Here is a 23,013-nt window from a genome sequence, read left to right on the forward strand (position 1 = left end):
CCTTAAAAAATTAAATAAATTGGCTTTAACAAGGGCGTTTAAACAATGCATTTTCGTGCTGAGTTTTAGACGCCCTTGTTTTATATTCAAAAATCAGGAGGTCGTGTTATGAACAAAAGGCTAATTGCACTTGCATTGAGCGCTGCGATGATCGCTTCCCTGACCGGATGCCAGTCCGGATCGGGCGGCTCCTCCGCGGCGGGCTCGGCGGCGCCGTCCGCCGCCGCGGAATCGTCCGGCACGGGCAGCGCCGCCGCATCCGGCGAAATTAAAATCGGCGTGGTCCTTCCGCTGACCGGCTCCGTTGCGGCATTCGGCCAGTCCGGCCAGAAAGGGCTTCAGCTTCTGGAGGAGCAGGTCAACAGTTCGGGCGGAATCGGCGGGCAGAACGTAAAGTTCATTTTTTCCGACGACGAGGGGAAACCGGCCACCGCAGTAACCGTCGGGCAGAAGCTGATCAACAGCGACAAGGTCGTTGCCATCGTCGGTCCCCTGACCAGCAACTGTTGCTTATCTCTTGCGCCGATCTGCCAGCAGTACAAAGTTCCGATGGTGACCGGCACCGGCACGAATGAGGCGGTGACGCAGGTCGGCGATTTCATTTTCCGCACCTGCTTTATCGATCCGTTCCAGGGCCAGGTTGTCGCGAAACTTGCCAGCACGGACCTGAAAGCGAAAACCGCCGCGATGCTGTACGACAACGGCAACGACTATTCCAAGGGCCTTGCGAAAAATTTCCAGAAAAGCTTTGAAGCGGCCGGCGGCAAGGTCGTCGGTTCTGAAACCTATCTGACCGGCGACAAGGACTTTAATGCCCAGCTGACCAACATCGCGGCGAAAAATCCAGACGTGATGTTCCTGCCGGATTATTACTCCACGGTCGCGGTGATTGCGAAACAGGCTCGCAGCGCGGGCATCAGGGCGACCTTCCTCGGCGGCGACGGCTGGGATTCCGCGGACCTGTTCTCCATCGGCGGCGACGCGGTCGACGGGGCTTATTTCTCCAACCACTATTCTCCGGACGATACGGCGGATGAGGTGGTCCAGTTCATCAAGGAATTCAAGGCAAAGTACAGCAATGAGGTTCCGGACGCCATGGCTGCCCTGAACTACGACGCGGGCAAGGTCCTGATCCAGTCCATCCAAAAGGCCGGCTCCACGGATGCGGCGGCGATCCAGGGAGCGCTCAAAGCCTATGACGGCACCGTCGTTTCCGGCCATATCAAGTTCAATGAAAGCCGCGACGCAGTCAAATCGGCGGTCATCATCAAGACGGACGGCGGCAAGGAAACCTTCTACACCAAGGTTGAGCCTTAACCTTCCGTTGCGGCTGTATCGATCCAGGTCAGAGCATACTCCCCGGAAAGGGGAGTATGCTCCTGATTCTTCAAGAAGCGCATCACTCTAACTAGGGGGGAAAACAATTGACTCTGATTTCGTTTCTGCAGCAACTGATCAACGGCGTATCTTTGGGAAGCGTTTACGCACTGATCGCGCTCGGTTATACAATGGTATACGGAATCATCGGCCTGATCAACTTCGCGCACTGCGATATTTATATGGTAGGGGCATACATAGGATTTTTTGCGGCCACCTATGCGCGTCTTCCGTTTGTTCCGACTTTGCTGATTGCCATGTTCGGTTCGGCGCTTTTGGGCGTTATCATAGAGAGGGTCGCTTACAAGCCTCTGAGAAAAACGACGAATATCAATCTGCTCGTTACGGCGATCGGCGTTTCCCTTTTGCTTGAAAACGGCTTTAACGCCCTGTTCGGCGGAAACCCGAGAACATATCCGGGTTATATTCTGAAGCAGCAAACGGTGATGTTCGGCCCGATCCGCTCGGACGCGCTGCATCTGATCATCCTGGGGATTTCGCTGCTTCTGCTGATTCTTCTGAATCTTTTTGTCAATCGCACGAAGATGGGAAAAGCCATGCGGGCTACCTCTCTGGATAAGGATGCGGCGGCGCTGATGGGGATCAATGTCAACACCACGATTTCCATGACTTTCGCAATCGGCTCGGCGCTTGCCGGCGCGGCGGGAATGCTGGTTGCGATCCTGTATTCCAGTCTTGACCCCTACATGGGAATGATGCCCGGCATCAAGTCGTTTGTCGCTGCGGTGCTCGGCGGAATCGGGCTGATTCCAGGCGCTTTTGTCGGCGGAATCATTCTCGGGGTGGTGGAAACCTTCATGGCGGCGATCAACTCCAAAATTTCCGGCGCCGTTGCGTTCGTGATCCTGATTGTGATCCTCATCATCAAGCCGTCCGGCCTTCTCGGCAAGACGGTAAAAGAGAAAGTGTAGGTGGCCGGTTTGAAACCCTATTTGAAGCGAAGTGCCGTCTTCCTGGCTGCTTCCCTGGTTTTGTTTGGTGTTTTATCCCTTTTAATACGGATGGATGTGATTAACGCTTATTACAAGCAGATTCTGATGATGATCTGCATCAATGTCATTCTGGCTCTGAGCACCAATCTCATCATCGATTACACCGGTCAGCTTACGCTCGGGCATTCCGCCTTTCTTGCAATCGGCGCTTATTCCTCCGCCTTCATCCAGATGAAGACCGGAATGCCGTTTTTCCTCGCCTTGCTCTGCGGAAGCGTGGTCGCAGCGATTTTTGGTTTTCTGATCGGGCTGCCAACCCTCCGGCTGAAAGGGGACTATCTCGCCATTACGACGCTCGGTTTTTGCCAGATCGTAGTCGTAGCGATTCAGAACATCGATGCCTTCGGCGGGGCGCAGGGCCTCGCGGGAATTCCTCCCAAGACGACGTTCGCGTGGGTGTTCTTCTCCATGATAGCAACAATTGCCATCCTTTATAATATCGTTCACGCGAACCAGGGGCGCGCGATGATTTCCGTCAGAGAGGATGAGATTGCGGCTGAGGCCATGGGGATCGACACGACGAAATACAAGATCATGGCGTTCACGGCCGGCGCGTTTTTTGCCGGTTTCGCGGGAGGGCTGTATGCGTTTCTGATGATGTTTATTGATCCAAACAGCTTTAACTTTCTGCGGTCCATCGATTTCGTCATTTATGTTGTCCTCGGAGGAACCGGCGGCTTTGCGGGCTGCATTGTTTCCACAAGCATTCTGACGCTTCTGCCGGAGGTCCTTCGTTTCCTGAGCGATCTCAGAATGGTTATTTATCCGCTGCTGCTGATCGTTATTATGATTTTGAGGGTCAAGAATGTACGCGTTGCGGGGCTATTGCACAGAAAGCCCAGTTCTGACGGGCCGGGGGAGGGGAGCAAAGATCATGCCGCTGCTTGACATTGAAAATATTACGATACAATTCGGGGGGCTTACGGCGGTTTCGGATTTTTCCCTTTCAATGGAGGAAAACGATCTGTTCGGCTTAATCGGCCCTAACGGCGCGGGAAAGACCACCATCTTTAATATGCTGACGGGTGTTTATGCTCCTTCGGCCGGAAAAATTATTTTTAACGGGGAAAGCATTCAAGGGATCCGGCCGCATCAGATCACTAAGAAGAAAATCTCCAGAACGTTTCAGAATATCCGGCTGATGAAGAATCTGAGCGTTCTGGATAACATTAAAATATCTTATGCTTATCAGGCGGATTATTCGCTGCTTTCGTCGATTTTGCGCCTTCCTTCCTTCTTTCGGCAGGAAGAGATCATCGAAAGAAAATCGCTCGACCTTCTGAAAATTTTCGGGCTGCTGGATGTAAAGAACGAAAAGGCCTGCAACCTGCCTTACGGCCAGCAGAGGAGGCTTGAAATTGCCCGCGCGCTCGCGGCTCAGCCGAAGCTGTTGCTGCTGGATGAGCCCGCGGCCGGGATGAATCCGCAGGAGACGCAGAGCCTGATGGAACTGATCCGATGGATCCGCAAGGAGTTCAGAATTGCCATTCTTCTGATCGAGCACGACATGAAACTTGTCATGGGGGTTTGCGAAAATATTGTCGTGCTGGATTACGGGAAAATTATCGCGCAGGGTCCTCCAAATGAAATCAAGACCAATAAAAAAGTGATAGAGGCCTATCTGGGGGAGGAGGTCGCCGATGCTTAGGATTCAGGACCTGAACGTATATTATGATGCGATCCATGCTTTAAGGGATGTCAATATCGAAGTGGATGAGGGGGAAATCGTCACGCTGATCGGCGCCAACGGCGCCGGAAAAACCTCCACCCTCCGCGCCATTTCGGGACTTGTGCCCGTCGCGGGCGGCACGATCACATTTGAAGATAAGGCGCTGAACGGCCGACCGGCCTATCAGATTCCCTATATGGGGATTTCCCACGTGCCGGAAGGCCGCAGGATCTTTTCCAACCTTACGGTGCTGGAAAACCTGCAGCTTGGGGCTTATTGCCGGAAGGACAAGAACGGTATCAAAAAAGACTTTGACATGGTATTCGATAAATTTCCGCGGCTGAAGGAGCGAATGAAACAGCGCGGCGGAACGCTGAGCGGCGGGGAACAGCAGATGCTTGCCATGGGCAGGGCTTTAATGGCCAGGCCCAAAATTCTCCTGATGGACGAACCTTCCATGGGGATTGGCGCCGATTATTGTTCAGGAGATTTTCAATATTATCAAAGAGATCAACGGCTCCGGCACTACGATCCTTTTGGTGGAGCAGAATGCGAATATGGCGCTTTCCATTGCAAACCGCGCCTATGTCATCGAGACGGGCAGCATTGTTCTGGAGGGCAGGGCCGCCGACCTGATGCAGGACAGCTCCGTGAAGCAGGCCTATCTGGGAGGCTGAGGGCGGTTATCTTTGCCCGTTTGAAGTAGCTTCGTCGTCATCCGTGGCCGGCCTTTTTCCGCCGTTCAGCCAGTGGGCGCGTTCGGCAGCCTCTTCCGGCGTATACCATACGCTTTCGGACTGCCATTTGCCGTCTTCGGAAAAGCTGCCGACAGACCATTGGCCGGGTTCGGTTTTTTGATAGGAATACATGTAAGGCACCATCCTTTCCATCGATTCTGTTTGCAAAAATGATCTTTGCAGGGAGAATGCATTTATCCGACGGCGAAAACCTGAGCTTCAGTTTTTCCACTTAAACAGCAAAACGCCGCCGATCATCAGGGCAACTCCTGCGAATTTTTGCCAGCAGAACGGGATGCGGTCCGTGTCAAACAGTCCGCAGCCGTCGATCAGAGCGGCGACGACAAGCTGGGAAATCAGGATCACGGAGATCGCGACGGTCGGCCCCAGGCCCTTGATGGCCAGCATGACGGTGACAGTGATGACGATACCCAGAAATCCGCCCAGCAGATAAATCTTATTTACGCCGCCCAGCTCCGCGAAATTTCCCTTGCCGAGGAACAGAAGGGCAAGGATGGACAAAAGAAACGCCACGCCCTGCACGAGAGCGTTGGATTCGTAAAGCCCGATGCGGTCGCTCACGCGGGTGTTCATCACACCCTGCACGCTCATTGCGGCGCCCGCCAGAATGCTGAAAAGAACAGCCAGCAATTGAGAACCTCCTCTGACGATTTTAATGTTATCCTTTCCTGAATCGATCGCGGCATACCCGCTCTCCCGTTGGGAGGGCCGGATTTTATCACGGGAAGAACATCCTTTCTTGTTAAGCATCCGATTATTGAGATTTTTGCGTCTCCGGGGCACGCGGGGGACAGTATCCTCGGTGGCTGCGGCTGCGGGGTTTGACAGCATTGGACGCAAAGAATATAATGTTAAAAAAGCAGCATCTGCCGGCTTGCCGCGGCGTATTGCAGAGAAGCTGGCGGGCGAAGAAAAGATGGTTCGGGAAGCCGGGAAATTCAGGAAGGGGAGCGTAGATGGGATTTTCATCCTTTGATGGCGGAATCAGCGGCATCATGTTCAATATTGTTCCAATCATGGTTGTTGCGGGCTTTGTAATTGTATTTGGGCTGATTATTGTAAAATCGGCGCAGGGAGCGAAGCAGTGGAGAAAAAACAATCAGTCTCCCGTCCTTACGGTTGATGCAGCTGTGGTGACAAAGCGTATGGATGTAAGGAATTTTGATCAGTCCGGTGCGAATGACCACCTTCAGCGTATGTCGTCGACCGCTTATTATGTTACGTTTGAAGTCGCCAGCGGAGACCGGATGGAATTCAGAGTGCGGGATGCGGAATATGGGATGCTGGTGGAACAGGATGCTGGAAAGCTGACTTTTCAGGGGACGCGTTATCTGGGGTTCGAGCGCGACAAAACCTAACGGAGCCGTGCCTTTTTGACGGAAAAAATCAAAAAAAGCCCAAAGCGGCAGGCCTGTTTGAGGCGCTCGCTTCGGGCTTTTTCCGGGACGGGCAGAAATTCCGCCGGGACGGGCGGCAAATGCGCGCGTCAGTTCAAGGGATTCGGGTAAGCGTATTGTTTCCCCTCGAAATTCCGCAGGACGGCTCCTCGGTCGTCCATATGAACGATATAATCGAGCGAGGCGGGCGTTTTTCCTCCTCCGCCGGGCAGATCGATGACGAATTCCGGGACCGCGAAGCCGGATATGAAACCGCGGATCTGCTTCATCAGTTCAATGCCTTCCGAAACCGGCGTCCGGAAATGGCTGATGCCGCTTGAAAGATCGCACTGATATAAATAGTAGGGGCGGACGCGGATCTGAACCAGTTCCGTAAACAGCCGGACCAGTGTATCCCGGTCGTTGTTCACACCCCGGAGCAACACGCTCTGATTGCCGAGAGGGATGCCGGCGTCCACGATCTTCGCACAGGCGCGCGCCGAATCGGGAGTGATCTCGTCCGGATGGTTAAAGTGCGTGTTGATCCAGATCGGCTGATATTTTTTCAGCATCTCAAGCAAATGGTCCGTGATGCGCATCGGCAGCACCACGGGCGTCCGCGTGCCGATCCGGATGATTTCCACATGGGGAATGCTCCTCAGCCTTCGGATGACCTTTTCCAGCCGGTCGTCGGGCAGAATGAGGGGATCGCCGCCTGACAGAAGAACATCCCGTACTTCCGTGTGGCGTTCGATGTATCGAAATGCCTGTTCCAGATCCTCCTCCCCAAGCGAAAAGTCTTCGCAGCCGACCATCCTGCGCCGGGTGCAGTGCCGGCAGTACATGGAGCATTTGTGCGTCAGCACGAACAGCACCCGGTCAGGGTATCGGTGCACCAGACCGTTTGCGGGGGAATACTGATCCTCGCACAGCGGGTCAAGCCTGTCGCACGGCTCCACGTGCAGTTCACGGATGGAAGGGACCGACTGCTTTTTTATGGGGCAGTCCGGCTGGTTCGGATCGATCAGGGAAGCGTAATAAGGGGTAATCGCCATGCGGAACCGGCAGAGGCATTTTTCAATTTCCTCCTGTTCCTGCCCGGAAAGCGGGAGAACTTTTGCAAGCTGTTCGGAGGTTGTAATCCGGTTCCGCATCTGCCAGGTCCAATCGTTCCACTGGACAGACGAAATTCCGGCCCCTGGTTTTTCATTGTGATATGTATTTATTGAAGGTCCCCTCGATTCAGTGCGAGGGGCTCCATCCCGTATCGCGTCAGCGCGCAGTTCAGCACGCTCAGGATCAGAGTCCGATAGTCCATTCCGCAGTACTCGGCCAGCATGGGGTAATCACTGTAGCCCGGCGCGAGGCCCGGCAGAGGATTGATCTCGATGAAATAAAGGGTTCCGTCGTCGGAGAGACGGAAATCGATCCGTGAAAAATCCCTGCATTCCAAAGCGTCGTAGATGTCCCTGGCCGTCTGCTTCATCCGTTCGTTCAGCTGTGTGTCCAGATCGGGCGGACAGCGGTACGTAACATACTGCTTATAGTTTACCTTTGCTTTATAACTGTAAATCCGTTCTTTCCCATCCGCATGAAGATAACAGATTTCCATTGGCTCAAATACGGTGGTACTGGCTCCGTTCCCCAGAATGCCCACCGTAAATTCGCGCCCCGGTATGTATTCCTCTAAAAGCATGGGTTCTTCGTAAAGACTGAAATTTTTTGAGAGAACGCAGTTTAGCTGCGATTCGTCATAAACGACCGCAAGATCGGTGATCCCTTTGCCGGAACCCTCCGAATCCGGTTTGACGATCAGCGGGAACCGCAGGGCTTCGTCCCGGTGAAAATTTGGAGTTTTTAAATACTGATAGGCGGGGGTCTTGATCCGGAAGGTCGAAAGGTAGCGTTTGGCGAGCGCTTTGTCCAGAGAAATTGCCAGCGTCGTTTCGTCCGAGCCGGAAAAGGGAATTCCCAGAAAATTCAAAATAGCAGGGACCTGTGCTTCCCTGCCTCTTCCCTGAGTGCCTTCCGCGATGTTAAAAACAAGGTCGACATTGGCCGCTTTCACCTTTTGGACGAAATAGGAGTCGGCTTCTAAAAGCTCCGCGCCGGCGCCCGCAGACTGAAAGACCTTCTGAATGGCTTTGATTGTTTCAAGCGAATCAAATTCCGCCTCCATGTCTTCTGCTCCTGATGCGGAGCCTTTCTTCAGATTATAAGCAATTCCAATTTTCAACGGGGGAGGGAAGCTGTCATTTTCCATTCTAAACACTCTCGTTTCCAGTCGTAAATTTTGACAGAGCCACCGTTCCTTTTGCTTGCTTCATTATAGCAAAATCAATTGAAAATGAAATCGTGAAAAACCGCCGATTTTGCACGGTTGGGACATTATGGAAGCATATTTCCAAATTAGGCGTTTGAGCCTGCCGATTGCGATGAATCGCGAAGCCGATCACCCGAATGGAGCATTCCGACAGGGAGCGGCCGCAGCGTTTGAATTGCATCATGCGGACAATGAACCGGGATCATCCTTCAAATCGTATTTTTTGTTATATTTTTAACATTTTGCCTAATTTTTGGTTGACAAGCACGTGCTAATAGGAGCATAATATTTATGTCTCAGGTAAATCCATTCAGAGCGGACGCATATTATCCGCCGGCAGGAAAGTGCGGCGCTGAGACGGCGGCAGTATGCAGGAGTCCGGGCCAGCCATGAGGCCGGGCGTCTGCCGGCTTGCGATGCGCTGTCACCAGCCGAAAAATCGGCGCTGAAGTCAGACAGGAATGGAATATTACGGAATCCAGTGCCTCTTAACCCCAAAAAATTTTCAGTTCAGGCTACGTTTTCCACAGCTTGTTTTTTTTGGCTCTACCACTTCTGAGAAAACGGCCCGCCAATTTGTGAAATGTAATTGGCTCAAGCTCTCGGTGAGAACAGACGGTTGCCTCTCAAAAAAATGATAGTCTGACAGACCATCATAGTCATAAAGCATAGATATCATTTGGATGAGAATCATATTTTGGTAGGTTTCACAAAATTCAATGCATAATTTTATCAGAAAGGTAGAACCGTTTCCTTTGGCATTGTATTTGAGAAAAATTGTGGTAGGATAGTAAGTAGCTGTGAGTGGACCGACCAATTTTCAAGCAATTTCCATCGTTGATACTGTGCAATTTGGGGACGCAATGAAATTGAAGCGGAGGTGCTATCATGTCTATTACTATTCCTTTTGGCAAATCCGGCATGCCTTTGCACGCAGATCTGAGCGATGCGGAAATTCTGGAATCACATGTAGGGGACCTGAAGGCGACCGATACGGAGGACGGCTTGGTGCTGGCCGCCATGGCTCACCCGATTGATTCCCCCCGGCTGCGGGACCTTGCCGTTGGCAAAAAGACCTGTACGATTATTATCAGCGACCATACGCGCCCTGTTCCAAGCAAGCACATTCTTCCTTTCATGCTGGCGGAGCTTCGTGAGGGCAACCCCAAGATCGCCGTTACGCTGTTGGTGGCTACGGGCTTTCACCGCCCCTCTACGAGGGAAGAGCTGGTGGCCAAGGTTGGCCAGGAAATCGTGGACCGGGAAAAGATCGTGATACATAACAGCCGCGACGCGTCGACCAACGTCCAGGTGGGGGTGCTTCCTTCCGGCGCGGCATGCGTGCTCGACAAGACCGCGGTCGAAGCCGACCTGCTGGTTGCCGAAGGGTTCATTGAACCGCACTTTTTTGCGGGCTTCTCCGGCGGGCGCAAGAGCATTTTGCCGGGCGTCTGCGATCAGGTGACCGTTCTGGGCAACCACTGCTCCAAGTTTATTGATTCTCCTTATGCACGCACCGGCGTGCTGGACGGCAACCCGCTGCATGAAGACATGCTTGCCGCTGCAAAAATGGCACACTTGGCTTATATCGTTAATGTGATTATCGACGAAAACAAAAAAGTTGTGGCTGCTTTTGCGGGCGATCCTGTTACGGCTCATCGGCAGGGCTGCGATTTACTGCTGAAGTATTGTCAGGTGCAGCCAAAACAGCGGGGCGACATTGTTATTTCCAGCAACGGCGGGTATCCTCTGGATCAGAACATTTATCAGAGCGTGAAAGGCCTCACCGCGGCGGAAGCCGCAGCCGCGCCGGGCGCAGTGCTCATCATGGTCAGCTCCTGCAGCGATGGCCATGGCGGCGAAAGCTTTTACCATGCGCTCCGGGACTGCTCGTCTCCGCAGCAGCTGACGGAAGAGATCCTCGCAACTCCGCAGGATAAGACAAAACCCGATCAGTGGGAATTCCAGATTCTGTGCCGCGTTTTGTGCAAACATCACGTCATTTTCGTCACGGATCCTGCCCAGCGCAGGACGATTGAGGAAATGAAGATGGCGTGGGCCCCCGACGTTGACGCCGCTTTGGAAGAAGCCCGCCGCATAAAGGGCGCGGATGCCCATCTGGTTGCAATTCCCAATGGCATTTCTGTTATGGTGCGCGAATAAGTCTGGCAGCTTTTAAAATATTTTAATTAATTTAGGGAGGATTTATCATGGCGAATTATAATCCGGTAACACCCGAAATTATTGCTGAACTGGAGAAGGCGGCGCCTGGTCACGTTGTAACAGGAGCAGATGTCAACCCCGATTACTCTCGCGATGAAATGCCGATTTATGGGACCCATATGCCGGATGTCTCCATTGACGTGCAGAGCACGGAAGAAGTTGCTGCCATCATGAAGATTTGCTATGAGCACAACATTCCCGTCACGACGCGCGGCGCCGGCACCGGCCTGGTAGGCGGCTGCACCCCGGTTTGCGGCGGCGTGGTGATCTGCACCATGCGCATGAACAAGATTTTGTCCTACGACCTGGAGAACTTCGCGGTTACGGTACAGCCCGGCGTACTGCTTCAGCAGCTGGCCGAAGACGCACTGACACACGGCTGTTTGTATCCGCCGGATCCGGGCGAGAAAATGGCAACCCTGGGCGGCAATGTTTCCACCAATGCCGGCGGCATGCGCGCGGTGAAGTACGGCTGTACCCGCGATTATGTCCGCGCCATGACGGTCGTGCTCCCATCCGGAGAAATCGTCCGGTTCGGCGCCACTGTTTCCAAGACGAGCTCCGGCTACAGCTTGAAGGACCTGATGATCGGCTCGGAGGGCACGCTGGGCATTATCACGGAACTCACCTTAAAGCTCGTTCCGGCTCCGCAGGCCACAGTCAGCCTGATGGCTCCGTTTGAGGATCTGAATTCCTGCATTTCCACCGTGCCGAAGTTCTTTATGCAGCATTTCCGCCCGCAGGCTCTGGAGTTCTTTGAGAGAGAAATCCTGATTTCCTCCGAAGAGTATCTGGGCAAGCAGGTCTTCCCCCGCAAGATTGACGGCACGGACGTCGGCGCTTATCTGCTGGTCACCTTTGACGGCGACTCCATGGATGAGCTCAACGATGTTGTGGAACGCGCGTCCGAGATGCTGGTGGAAGAAGGCGCGATGGACGTTCTGGTGGCGGACACGGCGCCGAAGCTGAAGGATATCTGGGCGGCCCGTTCTTCCTTCCTCGAAGGCATCGAAGAGCAGACCAAACTGTTGGACGAGTGCGACGTGGTCGTGCCGGTAAACAAGATCGCCCCTTATGTCGAGTACGTCAACGAGATCAAGCAGAACTACGATTTTGAGGTAAAGTACTTTGGTCACGCCGGCGACGGCAACCTACATATTTATGAATGCTCCGTAGATATGGAGAAAGAAGAATTCGAGAAGCAGGTCGAAGAGTTCCTGAGTGCCATTTACAAGAAAACAATGGAATTCGGCGGCCAGATTTCCGGTGAGCATGGCATTGGCTTTGGCAAAGTCCATTTCCTGGAGCAGGCATTGGGTCCGGTGAACATGGAACTGATGCGTGGTATTAAGAAGGTATTCGATCCGAAACTGATTCTGAACCCCGGCAAGGTTTGCATGAATCTTTAAGGATAGACAAAAGTATGTAAAGGAGTAGAGATATGGATATTCTGGTATGTGTCAAGCAGGTACCGGACACAACTGAAATTAAGATCGATCCGGTTACCAACACCCTGGTACGCGACGGCGTGCCAAGCATTGTTAACCCATTTGACGGCTACGCCCTGGAAGCGGCCGCACGAATTAAGGACGACGCGCCGGACACGAGAATCGTGGTTCTCTCTATGGGTCCGCAGCAGGCGGAAAATGCGCTGCGCGAGTGTCTGGCCATTGCGGCTGACAAAGCCTACTTGGTAACGGATAGGGCATTTGGCGGTTCCGATACGCTTGCTACCAGCTATATCCTGAGCAAGGCAATCGCGAAAGTTGAAGAACTGGAAGGCAAAAAATTCGATGCAATCTTTTGCGGCAAACAGGCTATAGACGGCGATACCGCTCAGGTAGGCCCGGAAATGGCGGAACACTTGGGTTATCCGCAGGTCACGTACGCGCTGGAAGTAAAGTCTGCGGAAGACGGCCTTCATGTATACCGTGAAGCGGAAGACAATAAGGAAGTAATCGGAGTGAAGACACCTTGCGTGATCACTTTTACTAAACCTTCCTTTGATCCCCGTTTTCCCACGATCAAGCGCAAGATGGCGGCACGTAAAGCCGAAATCACTCATCTCACCGCAGCGGAACTGACGAACATCGATTTGGCTCACGCCGGACTGAAAGGTTCGCCGACAAAAGTGAAACGCACCTATGTTCCACCGCGCAAAGAAGCCGGAGTTATGATCAAAGAAGACACCGCCGAAGCGTCTGCTCATAAGCTTTATGAGCTGCTGAACAAAGCGCACGTGATTTGAAAGAGAGGCATCGGAAATGGAAAGTAAGACAAAAGATTTGTGGGTGCTGTGTGAAACAAAGGAAGACGGCACCGCGAAAAATGTTGGCATTGAATTGTTGAATCCCGGCCGCCGCCTGGCTGACAAACAGGGCGGCAGACTGGTATCTGTTGTGATCGGCTATCAGACGGATGCTGCCGTGAAGGATGCGAACGCTCACGGAGCAGATCAGATCATCGTGGTGGACGGCGAGGAATATCAGCGCTACACAACGGACGCCTATGTCAATGCCCTTGCGCACCTGCTTGAAAAATACGCGCCGACGAGCATGCTGATCGGGGCGACCCCGAATGGCCGTGACCTCGGTCCGCGCCTGTCCTGCCGCCTTGGCACCGGCCTGACCGCCGATTGCACGGGACTGGATATTGACGAAGCCAGCGGCAACATTGCCTGGACCCGCCCCGCGTTTGGCGGCAACCTGATGGCCGTTATCCTTTGCCCGGATCACCGCCCGCAGCTCGGCACGGTCCGTCCCGGCGTCTTCAAGAAACCGGATGCCTGCACAGGCAGGGCAGAGGTGATCTCTGAGGATTTCCATGTGCCTGCGGCTCAGATTCGGACCACTTTGCTGAAAACGATACAGGAAGCGGCCGGAGAGATTGTCGATCTTGAGGGCGCGGACATTATCGTTTCCGGCGGCCGCGGTGTCGGCGGTCCGGAAGGGTTTGGCGTTATCCGCGAGCTGGCGGACGTGCTGGGCGCTACGGTCGGTGCGTCCCGTGCCGCAGTGGATGCAGGATGGATCAGCCATTCCCATCAGGTCGGTCAGACCGGCAAAACCGTCGGGCCGAAACTTTACGTTGCGTGTGGTATTTCCGGCGCGATTCAGCATCTGGCCGGCATGAGTTCGTCCGATGTAATCGTCGCGATCAATAAGGATTTCGAGGCCCCGATTTTCGGCGTCGCGGACTATGGTTTTGTGGGCAATCTGTTTGAAGTATTGCCAGCATTGACCGCTGAAATTAAAAAAGCGAAAGCCTGATCTATATACTACATACTACGAAATATGTACGAAAAAGGAGTTGAGTTTTTCACATGAATTTTAAATTTACAGATGAAGAGCAGGATATCCTGAACATGCTGCATGATTTCTGCGTAAAGTCGGTTGCGCCGTTGGCTGCGGAAATTGACGAGCAGGAGCGTTTCCCGGAAGAGACTTGGCATGCGCTGGCCGACATGGGCATGATGGGAATGGCTTATCCGGAAGAAGTCGGCGGTGCAGGCATGAGTTATCTTTCCTACATTGCCGCTGTCGAAGAAATTTCCAAACATTGCGCAACAACGGGGACCATGTTCTCGGCGCATTCCTCTCTGTGCACTTGGCCGATTTCTGCATATGGCACAGATGCCCAGAAGGAAAAATATCTTTCCGTTTTGTGCTCCGGAGAAAGGCTGGGCGCCTTTGCTTTGACTGAACCCGGTGCGGGCACCGATTCAGCTATGCAGCGCACGGTTGCCGAAGATAAAGGCGATCATTGGCTTCTCAACGGTTCCAAGATTTTTATTACCAACGCGGACTATGCGACCATCTATGTTGTGTTCGCCATGACGGATAAGAGCCAGGGCACCCATGGAATTTCCGCCTTTATTGTTGAGAAGGACTTCCCCGGCTTCCGCATCGGCTCACATGAGAAAAAAATGGGCATCCGTGGCTCCAATACCTGCGAGTTGGTTTTTGAGGACTGCATGGTCCCGAAAGAGAACCTCCTGGGCGAAGTGGGCAAGGGCTTCAAAGTTGCTATGACGACGCTGGACGGCGGCCGTATCGGCATTGCCGCACAGGCTGTCGGCATTGCGCAGGGCTGCATTGACCAGACAATTCCTTATATTTCCCAGCGCATCCAGTTTGGCAAACGCATCAGCCAGTTCCAGAATACACAGTTTGAAATGGCCAATATGCAGACGGCGGTTGACGCGGCCCGTATGTTGACTTATCGTGCGGCGCAGGCCAAACAGGATGGGGATCCGTATTCTCATCTTGCCGCAATGGCAAAGCTTTTTGCCGCCGGTACAGCCAGTGACGTGACCCGCCGTTGCCTGCAGTTGGTTGGTGGCTACGGTTACACTCGTGAATATCCGTTTGAGCGTATGATGCGCGACGCCAAGATTACCGAGATTTATGAAGGCACCAGCGAAGTGCAGCGTATGGTTATCTCTGGTTGGATGGGTGTTAAATAAATAGATTACTCCCTTTTTTGTCCATACTAACGATGAACCGCCGTCTGGATTCCAGTCGGCGGTTTATTGTATATCAAAAATGCAGGGGGATATGTGAACCGGTAAGCAGGGAGGTTTCAAAAAGCGGCGACAGCTTGAAAAATATTTTGAAATAATTCCGGAATAGTTATTGTTGAAATTGCAGAATGTTCAGAGCGATTGCAAAGAAATCGATCTAAATAGCAAGCAGAGCAGCTTCCTGTAAGGAGAAATTTTTATGTGCGAAAAACCAGAGAAAAGCACAAAAGCCTATGAACGGGTAGTTAACTATATTCGGCATGAAATCTGGCTCGGAAACCTTAAATGTGGGGAACGTCTGCCATCTGAACGGGATCTGGCTGAAATGCTTGGTGTAAGCCGAAACTCCGTTCGCGAGGCGATACGTACCCTGAACCTGATGGGATTCATCTCCAGCGTACACGGGGTCGGAAATTTTGTTTCATGCGACTTGGAACAAAACTTGAGTGAAACGCTGAGAATGATGCTGATGATGGGCGAAACCAATTATTTGCAGGTCAGCCAATTGCGCAGGGGCATAGAGTCGGAAACGGCTCGCCTGGCTGCCAGCCGTATTCTGCCCCGGCAAATATCCAAGCTTGCGGACTTGGCTCATCGGATTCGCGAGGAACCAAATGCGGAAAAAGGCTCTTTGCTTGACCAGGAATTTCATACGCTTCTCTGCGAAGCGGCTGGCAATAAGTTGATCTATGCTCTCTTCATGGCCATGATTACTACAATCAACAATTTTATCAGCACTATGTACGGCCGTATTGTGCTGAACGAGGAACAGGCGGAGAAATTGTATTCAGCGCATGAAGAATTGGTAAATGCTTTAAGCCACCATGATGAAAAAAACGCGATTCGAGCAATTCAGTACCATTTTGAAATTGTCGACGCGGCGATCGAACGTTCATAGCATCTCATGAGTTGTTTTTTACGAGAGATTGCGCAGTCCGCCAAAGATATTTTAAAAGGGCAGGGGCGCCGGTTTTTAACCAGGCACCCCTGCTTTCGTATCTTAAGAGCGGCAGCTCAGAATCCGGCTAATGAGGTCGCGCAGGATGCACAGATCCTGTGTATTTAAATCGTCAAGACTGTCGATAATGTCCTTCAGCACACAAGCGCTGTTGGAAGAGTTGCAGCTATTGCTGTTACTGTTATTATTGTTATTGGAGCAGCATGACATCTTCTCACCCCCTTCTTCTAAGCTTATAGTATGCAGCTGGGGCGGGGCCTGTCAATATTGGCCCGGGGAATGCGTTCGGTGCAAGTGGAGGCAGTCTTGCTGTGTTTTATTGCAAATTTAGTGTAAAATGCGGCTCCGATCCGAAGGATGGAGCCGCAGTCCGATCTGTCTCGTTGCCGTATTTCACCTCCCAAGCTCATAGCACGCGTCTTATGATAACGGCCTAATATGAATTTCTAAAGAAAAATTCTTGAGAATTGTATGAGAATATCCGTTGCTTCCGAAAGAGAGCGGGGGATGGCGCGTGGTTGTGCAACGGAACTGAAAAAATATAAAAATCCGTGTGCAGGATTACCATCCTGACACACGGATTTTTTATGGAGCTGCTAACGCGATTCGAACGCGTGACCTCTTCCTTACCAAGGAAGTGCTCTGCCAACTGAGCCATAGCAGCATTGGCGACTCGGATCGGGATCGAACCGACGACCTCTAGCGTGACAGGCTAGCGTTCTAACCAGCTGAACTACCGAGCCAAACTGAATGCCGAATCAATGGCAACGTATGTTATTATACTGAAACGTTCGGAAATTGTCAACTCATATTTTTTACATAAAAACAGCAATATGTTGTGCGAATTGAATAGGGAATATCATGATCGATCAATATGTGGATGATTTGTGTGAATCGGGAAATAAAAATTTTGTGCTGCGCATTATGCAGGCCGTAAAAGATAAAATTATAATATCAGAATTCGAAACAAGATTTGACAGAAACGGCGGACAGGGGAGGGCTATAATAAGTTTCAATCCGACAGGGGGAGGAGCCATTGAAGCAGACTGTATACATAGACGTCCTGGTCGGCGTCAACCTGTTCATTAATTATTTGTTGCTGCTCTGTGTTGCAAAGTTCCTTTCCTTGAATGGAAAACCGAAACGGCTGATATTGGCCGCCTTGCTGGGGGCGGTGTATTCCCTGACGATTCTTCTGCCGGAGATTCCTCCGGTTTTATCACTGCTGATGAAGCTTTTCATGTCCCTGACGATTGTAACGGCGGCCTATGGATACAAGGGACTGCGGGAACTGATCCGTGAAACGGCAGCGTTTTATTTGACCAGTTTTGCTTTTGCGGGATTCATGCTTGTGCTTTGGTATTTTTTCGCCCCTCAGGGTTTGATGATCCGCAATTCAGTGGTGTATTTCAATATTTCTCCCCTGGCCCTGATCGTGCTGACCGTTGTGTGTTACGGTGCCATTGTCCTGTTTCAACGTATTACGGGCCGGCAAATGCCGAAGAATTTAAATTGCCGCATTACCATCGAATGCGGCGGAAAGACGAGTGTCTGTACCGCGCGGGTGGATACGGGCAATTCATTGAGAGAGCCGTTTTCGGGCGATCCGGTCGCGGTGGTTTATGAACCGGTGGTCGAGGGGATGATTCCGCCCAAGGACGGCCTGAATTTCCGGCTGATCCCCTTTGATGCGATTTCAGGGGGCGGACTTCTGGAATCCTTTCGTCCGGACCGCATGACGATCTGCATGGGGAAAAAGAAACTGACTACCCAAAAAGTTTTTATCGCGGTTACCAAGAACAGGCTAGGGGAATTCGATGCCTTGCTGAATCCGGACTTGCTGCAAAAAACGTCCGGCTAAATCCGGCCGTAGACGGACGCATGTATAAAGCCGCAGACGGCAGCGGCAAAAGGGAATGAGTGGAAATGAGCATGAATCGGCGAATTAGGGAATGGTACAACAGACTGCTGCTGCTGTTTCACCGGCTGCGGCTGTGCGGACAGGTCCATTACATCAACGGACCGGAAACGCTTCCTCCGCCTTTAACCAAGCAGGAGGAAGAAAAAGTCATGAATAATATCATGAATCATGTTCCTAACGCGCGCGAACCGCTGATTACGCATAATCTGAGGCTGGTCGTCTACATTGCGAAGAAATTTGAGTCCTCGAGTGCAAGCGTGGAGGACCTGATTTCCATTGGAACGATCGGCCTGATTAAAGCGGTCAACACCTTTTGCCCGGAACGAAACATCAAGCTGGCCACCTACGCTTCCCGCTGTATTGAGAATGAAATCCTGATGTATCTGCGGAAAACTTCTCAGCTGAAAAACGAAATTTCCATCGACGATCCTCTCAATGTGGATTGGGACGGCAACGAACTGCTCCTTTCCGACATCCTGGGCAGCGATCAGAACGCGGTCAACATGAACATCGAGGAGGAGGTGGAGCGCGATCTTTTGCGCAGCGCGGTTTCCCGTTTGGCCCCGCGCGAAAAGGAAATCATGCAGCTTCGGTTCGGCCTGAACAACAGCAGGGAGCATACACAGAAGGAAGTAGCCGATACGCTCGGTATTTCACAATCCTACATATCCCGTCTGGAAAAGAGAATCATCGAACGGCTCCGAAAGGACTTGGAGCGGGTGAGTTGAGCGGAACCGGAGAGAGGGCTGCTTCCCGCAGAATCTGGTAAGCCTGAAGCAGCCCCTCGTAGCTGTAAAACCGGCAGTTGGCGGGGCTGGTGGAGGGCAGTTCCACGGCGGGCAGCCCGGTCTTTTTCAGGCAAAGCCGACGGTAAAGGGCGGCGGCCTTTGTTCCGGTTGTAAAGACGGTATGGATATCTGTATGAGCGAGCAGGGCGGCGATGTCGTTCGCAACCGGTTCCCGAATGCTGCCGTCGTCCGCTCCTTCGATCACGCAGCTCTTCAATACATCCCAGAGGGCGATTCTGCTGGAAAGCAGAACCGCCTTTTTTTCGTCGTTCGTTTTTGGGACCGGCAGTCCGTACAGGTCGGCGATGATGCGCCAGAACCGGTTCTGCGGGTGGGAATAATAGAAGCCGGCTTCCCGGGATTTCGGGGAAGGCATTGTGCCCAGCACCAGGACACGGGAGTTTTCGTCGCAGACCGGTTTCAGCGGATGAACGATGCGTTCCATCAGCGGTACTCCTTTCTTTTTTCCCTGGCATATGCCAGAAGTTCTTCCCGCCGGTTTGGGCATGTTCCGTCGATGACCGCGTCCAGCAGCAGCGAAAGCAGGCGGCCCACTTCACGGCCCTGCGGAATCCCGGCTTCCATCAGGTCGCTGCCGTTCACGGCAAGATCAAGCAGGGTAAAACACTGTTTCTCCTGCAGCATGTGTTCGAGCGCTTCTTTCGTCTTGTCAAGCAATGGCAGCCTTTTTTGGTCCTCCGCGCTTTTGGCCCGCGTGTCCGCCGCGCGCACCTCAATCAGCCGCCGAAGATTTTCTTCTCCCAACAGATTCAGCCGGCGGCGGAGCACCTTCTCCCTGTCTGGAAGAGACAGGTCATGCTGCCGGACAAGGAGTGCCACGGTGCCGATCGTTTTCCGGCTGTATCGCAGGCGTTTTAAAATGAGTTCTGCCAGTTCCGCGCTTTTCTCCGGGTGGCCGTAAAAGTGGCCGGTTCCGTTTTGATCCTCCGAATAGCAGAGGGGTTTTCCAAGGTCGTGCAGAAACATGGTCAGGCGCAGTATGGGATCGGGGGGAATGGAAGCCACGCTTTTCAGCGTATGCTCCCACACGTCGTAACAGTGATGCGGATTATTCTGGGAAAAGCCGAAGGAAGCCCGGATTTCGGGAATAAACTGTGCGGCCACTTCCCGGTATTCCCGCAGAACCCGTTCGGCACCCGTTCCGCAGAGGAGCTTTGTGAATTCGGAGGCGATGCGCTCCCGTGCGACACCGTCCAGCATGGCGCGGTTTTCGATAAGGCTGTCGGCCGTCTTTCGGTCGATGGAAAAATCAAGGACCGAGGCGAAACGCAGGGCGCGCAGAATCCGGAGACCATCCTCCCGGAACCTCAGATCCGGGTCCCCAACGCATCGGACCGTTTTCAGCCGCAGGTCGTCCTGCCCGCCGAATTCATCCACCAGTTCACCGGTCCTGCGGCAAGCCATGGCGTTGATGGTGAAATCCCGGCGGGAAAGGTCCTCCTGCAGCCGTCGGGTAAAGGTGACTGCGTCCGGCCTCCTTCCGTCCGTGTAAACCCCGTCAATCCGGTACGTAGTCACTTCAATGGGCATTCCGCTGCTGAGTACTGTCAGCGTGCCGTGTTTGAGCCCTGATTGAATCATGGGAAAACACTCGAGGGTTTTCATAACTTCCTCAGGCAGGGCCGAGGTGGCAACGTCCCAGTCCGAAGGTTCTTTTTGGAGCAGACTGTCTCTCACGCAGCCCCCGACGACGCAGGCGTCGAATCCGTTTTGGGTCATAATTTGCAGGATGGAATCGACAGGAGGCGGTATTTTAACAATCATGCTGATTCCTCGCTTTTCAATCAAATTCTGTCGAAAATCACGAAAAGAATATTTCTGTTATGCCCTGCATGATCCTCCGCATTCATGGTAATAATGACAATGAAATGCGGCGGACGGAGGGAATGTGAAGTGCAGTACAATAAAGTTGAAATCTGCGGGGTCAACACTTCCAAGCTGAAAGTTCTTACCGAAAAGGAGAAAATGGAGCTTCTCCGCCGCGTGAAAGACGGGGATATGAAAGCGCGCGACGAGCTGATCAGCGGGAATCTGAGGCTTGTTTTAAGCGTAATCCAGCGTTTCACCAACCGGGGGGAAAATCTGGACGACCTGTTTCAGGTCGGCTGCATCGGCCTGATCAAGGCGATCGACCACTTCGACATCAGTCAGGGCGTCCGTTTTTCCACTTACGGCGTACCGATGATTATTGGGGAAATCCGGCGGTATCTCCGCGATAACAACAGCATCCGCGTCAGTCGCTCTCTGCGGGACACCGCCTATAAGGCGATGCAGGTCAAGGAGAAAATGATGGCGAAGAACAGCAGGGAGCCGACGGTGGAGGAGATCGCGAAGGAGCTTGAGCTGCCCAGAGAAGAGGTTGTCGTGGCCCTGGAGTCCGTCGTGGAACCTGTTTCCCTGTATGAGCCGGTATTTTCCGACGGCGGGGACACCATCTATGTGATGGATCAGGTCGGCGACAACAATGACGACAACAACTGGCTGGATGAGATCGCACTCAAGGAAGCCATCAAAAATCTGAACGGCCGGGAAAAAAATATTCTTTCGATGCGTTATTTTCAGGGGAAAACGCAGATGGAAGTTGCCTCGGAGATCGGGATCAGCCAGGCGCAGGTTTCGCGATTGGAAAAGGCTGCTCTGGATAAGATAAAAAAAGAGATATAACGATAAAACATTGGGGAAGGCCGGAATCACCGGAGGCCTTTCTCATTTTTGTAATCATGTTTTTCAATAAAAACTAAAAAAATTATAATCCATTGTAACATTTCTTGCCTCCTCAATCAAATAAAACTCTTTTCCGGCATAAAAATAGGATACAGGAGGTGGGAAAATGACTTGCAGGATGGTTGATATGCGCCGGAAAGAGGTCATCAATATTAAGGACGGAATGCGCCTTGGCACTGTGGGAGATATGGAGTTCGACACGGCAAATGCCAGGGTAATTGCAATCGTCATCTACGGACGCCTGCGTTTTTTCGGGTTGTTCGGCCGCGAGGATGACATTGTGATTCGCTGGCAGGATATTCAGGTGATCGGGGATGACACGATCCTGGTATCTTACAACAATTATCTCAAAGTGAAAAATTCCTCGCACAGCCTCGCGACTTTTCTGGGGTTCAAGTGATCCTTTTCAGTGGAAAAGCTTGTATTCAGCCCGTTTGTATGCTATAATGTTCCCGCTAAAACACACGCCGATGCCAGGCCCGGGTGCCCGAAAGGGTGGAGAGCCAAATTTAAGCGCGGCGGAGGAACAACCAAGGAGGATTTAGCTATGGCAGTAGTATCCATGAAACAGCTTTTGGAAGCAGGTGTCCATTTTGGACATCAAACCAGAAGATGGAACCCGAAAATGGCGGAATACATCTTCACGGAACGCAACGGCATTTATATCATCGATCTGCAGAAAACGGTCCGTAAACTGGAGGATGCGTATAATTTTGTGCGCGACCTTTCCACGGATGGAAAATCGGTCCTGTTTGTCGGAACGAAGAAGCAGGCTCAGGAATCCATTAAAAACGAGGCGGAACGCGCCGGCGCCTATTATGTCAACGCGCGCTGGCTGGGCGGCATGCTGACCAACTTCCGCACCATCCGCCGCAGGATTGACCGCCTGAACCAGCTCAAGACGATGGAGGAAGACGGAACGTTCGAGCTGCTTCCTAAAAAAGAAGTCGGTAAATTAAAGCTTGAAATCGAGAAGCTTGAAAAGTTTCTCGGAGGCATTAAGGATATGAAGAGCCTTCCCGGCGCGCTGTTCATTGTAGACCCGCGCAAGGAAAGAATCGCCGTTGCGGAGGCAAGAAAACTGGATATTCCGATTGTGGCGATCGTCGACACGAACTGCGACCCGGATGAAATCGATTACGTTATTCCGGGCAACGACGACGCAATCCGCGCCGTAAAGCTGATTTCCGAAACGATGGCGAACGCCATTATTGAGGGAAGAGAAGGACGGATGGGAGCGGCTGCTGCTGCGGAAAAGGAAGACGAACCGGCAGAAAGCGCTGCGGAATAATTTGTTTTTCTACCAATTAACGTACTGATGAAGCGGAGGAATTTGAAAG

At 52.5% G+C, this 23,013-nt stretch carries 22 protein-coding genes, 2 tRNA genes and 1 pseudogene; 17 read left to right on the top strand and 8 right to left on the bottom strand.

Annotation, left to right across the window (positions count from 1 at the left end):
* The first annotated feature begins 108 nt into the window (after nt 1–108).
* The 5 genes and pseudogenes from VA597_RS06930 (at nt 109) to VA597_RS06950 (ending at nt 4,736) form a co-directional block, all read left to right on the top strand.
* Nucleotides 109–1,317 carry an ABC transporter substrate-binding protein gene (locus VA597_RS06930; RefSeq protein ID WP_326975587.1) on the top strand — a complete coding sequence of 403 codons (1,209 nt, stop codon included), beginning with the start codon at nt 109–111 and terminating at the stop codon, nt 1,315–1,317.
* Between the two features lie 116 nt (nt 1,318–1,433).
* The gene (locus VA597_RS06935; protein WP_128744243.1) at nt 1,434–2,309 is read left to right on the top strand and encodes a branched-chain amino acid ABC transporter permease; all 876 of its coding nucleotides are present in this window, start codon (nt 1,434–1,436) and stop codon (nt 2,307–2,309) included.
* 21 nt (nt 2,310–2,330) lie between these two features.
* The gene (locus tag VA597_RS06940; RefSeq protein WP_326975588.1) at nt 2,331–3,278 is read left to right on the top strand and encodes a branched-chain amino acid ABC transporter permease; all 948 of its coding nucleotides are present in this window, start codon (nt 2,331–2,333) and stop codon (nt 3,276–3,278) included.
* Complete coding sequence (locus VA597_RS06945; RefSeq protein WP_128742055.1) at nt 3,265–4,038, top strand: ABC transporter ATP-binding protein; 774 nt, start codon at nt 3,265–3,267, stop codon at nt 4,036–4,038. Before VA597_RS06940 ends, VA597_RS06945 begins: the two co-directional genes overlap by 14 nt.
* A pseudogene (locus VA597_RS06950) lies at nt 4,031–4,736 on the top strand (ABC transporter ATP-binding protein). Before VA597_RS06945 ends, VA597_RS06950 begins: the two are co-directional and overlap by 8 nt.
* Nucleotides 4,737–4,742: 6 nt before the next feature.
* On the opposite strand, the gene VA597_RS06955 reads toward VA597_RS06950, so the two are convergent.
* Entirely contained in the window at nt 4,743–4,949 is a 207-nt protein-coding gene (locus tag VA597_RS06955; protein ID WP_326975589.1) for a hypothetical protein, read from the bottom strand.
* A gap of 66 nt (nt 4,950–5,015) precedes the next feature.
* A complete protein-coding gene (locus VA597_RS06960) occupies nt 5,016–5,447 on the bottom strand; it encodes a DMT family transporter (protein WP_128742058.1) in 432 nt (143 codons plus the stop codon).
* A 326-nt stretch (nt 5,448–5,773) separates the two neighbouring features.
* Between VA597_RS06960 and VA597_RS06965 the strand changes: the two genes are divergently transcribed.
* Entirely contained in the window at nt 5,774–6,175 is a 402-nt protein-coding gene (locus VA597_RS06965) for a DUF2500 domain-containing protein (RefSeq protein ID WP_128742059.1), read from the top strand.
* Nucleotides 6,176–6,303: 128 nt separating this feature from the next.
* Here the strand turns inward: VA597_RS06965 and VA597_RS06970 are convergent, their stop codons facing one another.
* Together VA597_RS06970 and VA597_RS06975 are read right to left on the bottom strand one after the other, a co-directional pair.
* Nucleotides 6,304–7,419 carry a KamA family radical SAM protein gene (locus tag VA597_RS06970; protein WP_326975673.1) on the bottom strand — a complete coding sequence of 372 codons (1,116 nt, stop codon included), beginning with the start codon at nt 7,417–7,419 and terminating at the stop codon, nt 6,304–6,306.
* Nucleotides 7,416–8,372, bottom strand: coding sequence for a D-alanine--D-alanine ligase family protein (locus VA597_RS06975; protein ID WP_243112649.1), 957 nt, complete (start codon nt 8,370–8,372; stop codon nt 7,416–7,418). The genes VA597_RS06970 and VA597_RS06975 overlap by 4 nt, the downstream gene beginning before the upstream one ends.
* A gap of 1,032 nt (nt 8,373–9,404) precedes the next feature.
* Between VA597_RS06975 and larA the strand changes: the two genes are divergently transcribed.
* The 6 genes from larA to VA597_RS07005 all read left to right on the top strand — a co-directional run bounded on the left by larA (nt 9,405) and on the right by VA597_RS07005 (nt 16,159).
* Nucleotides 9,405–10,679: a nickel-dependent lactate racemase gene (gene larA / locus VA597_RS06980; RefSeq protein ID WP_128742062.1), complete on the top strand. Its 1,275-nt coding sequence runs from the start codon at nt 9,405–9,407 to the stop codon at nt 10,677–10,679.
* A gap of 47 nt (nt 10,680–10,726) precedes the next feature.
* Nucleotides 10,727–12,148, top strand: a complete 1,422-nt coding sequence (locus VA597_RS06985; RefSeq protein ID WP_128742063.1) for an FAD-binding oxidoreductase — start codon at nt 10,727–10,729, stop codon at nt 12,146–12,148.
* Nucleotides 12,149–12,180: 32 nt separating this feature from the next.
* A complete protein-coding gene (locus VA597_RS06990) occupies nt 12,181–12,987 on the top strand; it encodes an electron transfer flavoprotein subunit beta/FixA family protein (protein WP_128742064.1) in 807 nt (268 codons plus the stop codon).
* Between the two features lie 16 nt (nt 12,988–13,003).
* Nucleotides 13,004–14,008: an electron transfer flavoprotein subunit alpha/FixB family protein gene (locus VA597_RS06995; protein ID WP_128742065.1), complete on the top strand. Its 1,005-nt coding sequence runs from the start codon at nt 13,004–13,006 to the stop codon at nt 14,006–14,008.
* A gap of 53 nt (nt 14,009–14,061) precedes the next feature.
* Nucleotides 14,062–15,204 (top strand): acyl-CoA dehydrogenase, encoded by a 1,143-nt coding sequence (locus VA597_RS07000; protein WP_128742066.1) that lies wholly within the window; start codon nt 14,062–14,064, stop codon nt 15,202–15,204.
* A gap of 256 nt (nt 15,205–15,460) precedes the next feature.
* Nucleotides 15,461–16,159 carry a FadR/GntR family transcriptional regulator gene (locus VA597_RS07005; protein ID WP_128742067.1) on the top strand — a complete coding sequence of 233 codons (699 nt, stop codon included), beginning with the start codon at nt 15,461–15,463 and terminating at the stop codon, nt 16,157–16,159.
* Nucleotides 16,160–16,807: 648 nt separating this feature from the next.
* Here the strand turns inward: VA597_RS07005 and VA597_RS07010 are convergent.
* Both VA597_RS07010 and VA597_RS07015 read right to left on the bottom strand, forming a co-directional pair.
* Nucleotides 16,808–16,883, bottom strand: a tRNA-Thr gene (locus tag VA597_RS07010).
* Nucleotides 16,884–16,885: 2 nt separating this feature from the next.
* A tRNA-Asp gene (locus VA597_RS07015) sits at nt 16,886–16,962 on the bottom strand.
* A gap of 293 nt (nt 16,963–17,255) precedes the next feature.
* On the opposite strand from VA597_RS07015, the gene VA597_RS07020 reads away from it, so the two are divergent.
* Both VA597_RS07020 and sigE read left to right on the top strand, forming a co-directional pair.
* Nucleotides 17,256–18,080, top strand: coding sequence for a sigma-E processing peptidase SpoIIGA (locus VA597_RS07020; RefSeq protein ID WP_128742068.1), 825 nt, complete (start codon nt 17,256–17,258; stop codon nt 18,078–18,080).
* Between the two features lie 65 nt (nt 18,081–18,145).
* Complete coding sequence (sigE, locus tag VA597_RS07025; RefSeq protein ID WP_442861479.1) at nt 18,146–18,868, top strand: RNA polymerase sporulation sigma factor SigE; 723 nt, start codon at nt 18,146–18,148, stop codon at nt 18,866–18,868.
* Here sigE and VA597_RS07030 read toward each other — a convergent pair.
* Together VA597_RS07030 and VA597_RS07035 are read right to left on the bottom strand one after the other, a co-directional pair.
* Nucleotides 18,828–19,373, bottom strand: coding sequence for a DNA-deoxyinosine glycosylase (locus tag VA597_RS07030; protein ID WP_128742070.1), 546 nt, complete (start codon nt 19,371–19,373; stop codon nt 18,828–18,830). The two genes, sigE and VA597_RS07030, sit on opposite strands and share 41 nt — an antisense overlap.
* Complete coding sequence (locus VA597_RS07035) at nt 19,373–20,713, bottom strand: CCA tRNA nucleotidyltransferase (protein ID WP_128742071.1); 1,341 nt, start codon at nt 20,711–20,713, stop codon at nt 19,373–19,375. Before VA597_RS07035 ends, VA597_RS07030 begins: the two co-directional genes overlap by 1 nt.
* A 129-nt stretch (nt 20,714–20,842) precedes the next feature.
* Between VA597_RS07035 and sigG the strand changes: the two genes are divergently transcribed.
* The 3 genes from sigG to rpsB all read left to right on the top strand — a co-directional run bounded on the left by sigG (nt 20,843) and on the right by rpsB (nt 22,964).
* Nucleotides 20,843–21,613: an RNA polymerase sporulation sigma factor SigG gene (gene sigG, locus VA597_RS07040; RefSeq protein ID WP_128742072.1), complete on the top strand. Its 771-nt coding sequence runs from the start codon at nt 20,843–20,845 to the stop codon at nt 21,611–21,613.
* Between the two features lie 166 nt (nt 21,614–21,779).
* Nucleotides 21,780–22,073, top strand: coding sequence for a YlmC/YmxH family sporulation protein (locus VA597_RS07045; protein ID WP_128742073.1), 294 nt, complete (start codon nt 21,780–21,782; stop codon nt 22,071–22,073).
* A gap of 147 nt (nt 22,074–22,220) precedes the next feature.
* Nucleotides 22,221–22,964 carry a 30S ribosomal protein S2 gene (gene rpsB / locus VA597_RS07050; RefSeq protein ID WP_128742074.1) on the top strand — a complete coding sequence of 248 codons (744 nt, stop codon included), beginning with the start codon at nt 22,221–22,223 and terminating at the stop codon, nt 22,962–22,964.
* The last annotated feature ends 49 nt before the right edge of the window (nt 22,965–23,013 follow it).

Source organism: Caproicibacter sp. BJN0012 (assembly GCF_035986805.1).
Lineage (GTDB): Bacteria > Bacillota > Clostridia > Oscillospirales > Acutalibacteraceae > Caproicibacter.

Bases quoted from the DNA above. Each gene is read 5' to 3' on its own strand.
- VA597_RS06930 (WP_326975587.1), top strand. From the start codon at position 109: ATGAACAAAAGGCTAATTGCACTTGCATTGAGCGCTGCGATGATCGCT.
- VA597_RS06945 (WP_128742055.1), top strand. From the start codon at position 3,265: ATGCCGCTGCTTGACATTGAAAATATTACGATACAATTCGGGGGGCTT.
- VA597_RS06955 (WP_326975589.1), bottom strand. From the start codon at position 4,949: ATGGAAAGGATGGTGCCTTACATGTATTCCTATCAAAAAACCGAACCC.
- VA597_RS06965 (WP_128742059.1), top strand. From the start codon at position 5,774: ATGGGATTTTCATCCTTTGATGGCGGAATCAGCGGCATCATGTTCAAT.
- VA597_RS06975 (WP_243112649.1), bottom strand. From the start codon at position 8,372: ATGGAGGCGGAATTTGATTCGCTTGAAACAATCAAAGCCATTCAGAAG.
- larA (WP_128742062.1), top strand. From the start codon at position 9,405: ATGTCTATTACTATTCCTTTTGGCAAATCCGGCATGCCTTTGCACGCA.
- VA597_RS06985 (WP_128742063.1), top strand. From the start codon at position 10,727: ATGGCGAATTATAATCCGGTAACACCCGAAATTATTGCTGAACTGGAG.
- VA597_RS06990 (WP_128742064.1), top strand. From the start codon at position 12,181: ATGGATATTCTGGTATGTGTCAAGCAGGTACCGGACACAACTGAAATT.
- VA597_RS06995 (WP_128742065.1), top strand. From the start codon at position 13,004: ATGGAAAGTAAGACAAAAGATTTGTGGGTGCTGTGTGAAACAAAGGAA.
- VA597_RS07000 (WP_128742066.1), top strand. From the start codon at position 14,062: ATGAATTTTAAATTTACAGATGAAGAGCAGGATATCCTGAACATGCTG.
- VA597_RS07005 (WP_128742067.1), top strand. From the start codon at position 15,461: ATGTGCGAAAAACCAGAGAAAAGCACAAAAGCCTATGAACGGGTAGTT.
- sigE (WP_442861479.1), top strand. From the start codon at position 18,146: ATGAGCATGAATCGGCGAATTAGGGAATGGTACAACAGACTGCTGCTG.
- VA597_RS07030 (WP_128742070.1), bottom strand. From the start codon at position 19,373: ATGGAACGCATCGTTCATCCGCTGAAACCGGTCTGCGACGAAAACTCC.
- VA597_RS07035 (WP_128742071.1), bottom strand. From the start codon at position 20,713: ATGATTGTTAAAATACCGCCTCCTGTCGATTCCATCCTGCAAATTATG.
- VA597_RS07045 (WP_128742073.1), top strand. From the start codon at position 21,780: ATGACTTGCAGGATGGTTGATATGCGCCGGAAAGAGGTCATCAATATT.
- rpsB (WP_128742074.1), top strand. From the start codon at position 22,221: ATGGCAGTAGTATCCATGAAACAGCTTTTGGAAGCAGGTGTCCATTTT.